Annotated in this window: 2 protein-coding genes and 1 pseudogene; all 3 read right to left on the reverse strand. The window is 71.0% G+C overall.

Annotated elements, in window-relative coordinates; all coding sequences use genetic code 11:
- A pseudogene (locus FKP22_RS29785) lies at nt 1-409 on the reverse strand (hypothetical protein); the annotation flags it as partial.
- The gene (locus FKP22_RS29790) at nt 406-1059 is read right to left on the reverse strand and encodes an ABC transporter ATP-binding protein (RefSeq protein WP_141291837.1); all 654 of its coding nucleotides are present in this window, start codon (nt 1057-1059) and stop codon (nt 406-408) included. The pseudogene FKP22_RS29785 and the gene FKP22_RS29790, both read right to left, overlap by 4 nt.
- The coding region (locus tag FKP22_RS34445; protein ID WP_211361664.1) for an FAD-dependent oxidoreductase at nt 1053-1589 on the reverse strand (537 nt) is incomplete at its 5' end. The genes FKP22_RS29790 and FKP22_RS34445, both read right to left, overlap by 7 nt.

Below are 1589 nucleotides of genomic sequence, written 5' to 3' on the forward strand. Positions count from 1 at the left end.
AGACCCAGGCCGGGCCGCCGCTCAAGAGGCCTGCCTGCAGCGCGCACCAGCTGGCCGCCAGGCTCAGCATCAGCAGCCAAACGCCCAGCGTGGTGGCCGGCGCGCCGGGCTCGGTCAGGCGCAGCACCGGCGTGCCCAGGATCTCCAGCTGCTGGGCCAGCGGCATCAGCTTGGGCGAGACCATGAACAGCACCAGGATGGCGGCCTGCCAGCGCCGCGTCAGCAGCCGGAAGCCGACGCTGGCGACATGGTGCATGCGCCACCAGAACAGCTTGCGGAACGTGGTCTGCCCACTGGGCGAGGGCGCGGTCGAACGCTTGCCCGAAGGCAGGCGGGCAGGCTGCGGCTCGGCGGGGCGCTCGGCCCGAGCCATCTGCGTGGGCGCCGGCATGGACTCGGTCGGCTTCACGCTGGCACCGCCTCCAGGTCCGCCAGCTCGACGGTGCGCACGCCCAGCAGCTGCTGTTGCTGCGTGTCGTGGCAGGTGAGCACGACCAGGCCGCGGCTGCGGCGCTGGTCCAGGCAGTCCTTGAAGACGGCCAGCGAGCGGGTGTCCAGGCCGTTGGTCGGCTCGTCCATGATCAGCACCGGCGCGTCGCTGGCCAGTGCCGAGGCCAGCAGGAACTTGCGCGCGGTGCCCAGCGACATCGCGCCGAAGCGGGTGTCCAGATGCGGCGTGATCTGGAAGCGCGCCACCAGATCGTCGCTCGCGGCCGGGCTGCTGCCGTGCACCGAAGCGGCAAAGGCCAGCCATTCGCGGCCGGTCAGGAAAGGGTAGATCGGGCAGCCGTCCGGCACGAAGGCCAGCTGGCGCGCAGCCTGTTCGCGCGAGCGAGCCAGGTCCAGGCCTTGCAGCAGCACCTGGCCGGCATCGGGCAGCGCGGCACCCGCGAGCATGGTCAGCAGCGTGGTCTTGCCGGCGCCGTTGGGCGCGCGCACGCAGACCAGCTCGGGCTGGGCCCAGGCAAAGCTCAGGCTGCGGAAGATCACGCGGGCGCCCAGCTGCTTGCCGAGCTGGTTGACCTGCAGCAGCGGCGCCGTGGCAGCGGTGTTCAGCATGCGGGCTCCGCCATCAGCGAAGAAAACGCAGCCTGGTAGGCGGCCACTTCGCGCTCGGCCTGGGCCGCGGCGGGCGGCTCGCCGCTGGCCGTCTGCAAGCGCGCGAGCAGCGCTTCCTGGAGTGTCTTCATGCGCAAGACCTTGGCGTAAGGCATGCGATCAAAGGTGATCGCGGAATAGCTGGGCAGGAACACGCCGGGAAAGCGCGTGGCCAGCCAGGCTTCCAACTGCTTCTGGCGAGCATAGGCGGGGGTGCGCGTCTCGACCATCATTTCCTGCAGGTTGCGGGTGGACATCTGGCCCAGCGCCTGCGCGTCCTCGCGGCGCTGCTGGTAGAAGGCCTGGAAGGCGGGCGCAAAGCCGCTGGCCTGGTCCAGGCAGTCCAGCAGCAGCTCGCAGTCTTCCAGCGCGCAGTTCATGCCCTGGCCGAGGAAGGGCGTGACTGCATGCGCGGCGTCGCCCACCAGCAGCACCGGCCCGTCGCACCAGGGCCCCCCTTCGATGGTGCTGATGCGGCCCAGCGGGCGGCT

The organism is Ideonella azotifigens (assembly GCF_006519715.1).
Classification (GTDB): Bacteria; Pseudomonadota; Gammaproteobacteria; order Burkholderiales; family Burkholderiaceae_C; genus Ideonella; species Ideonella azotifigens.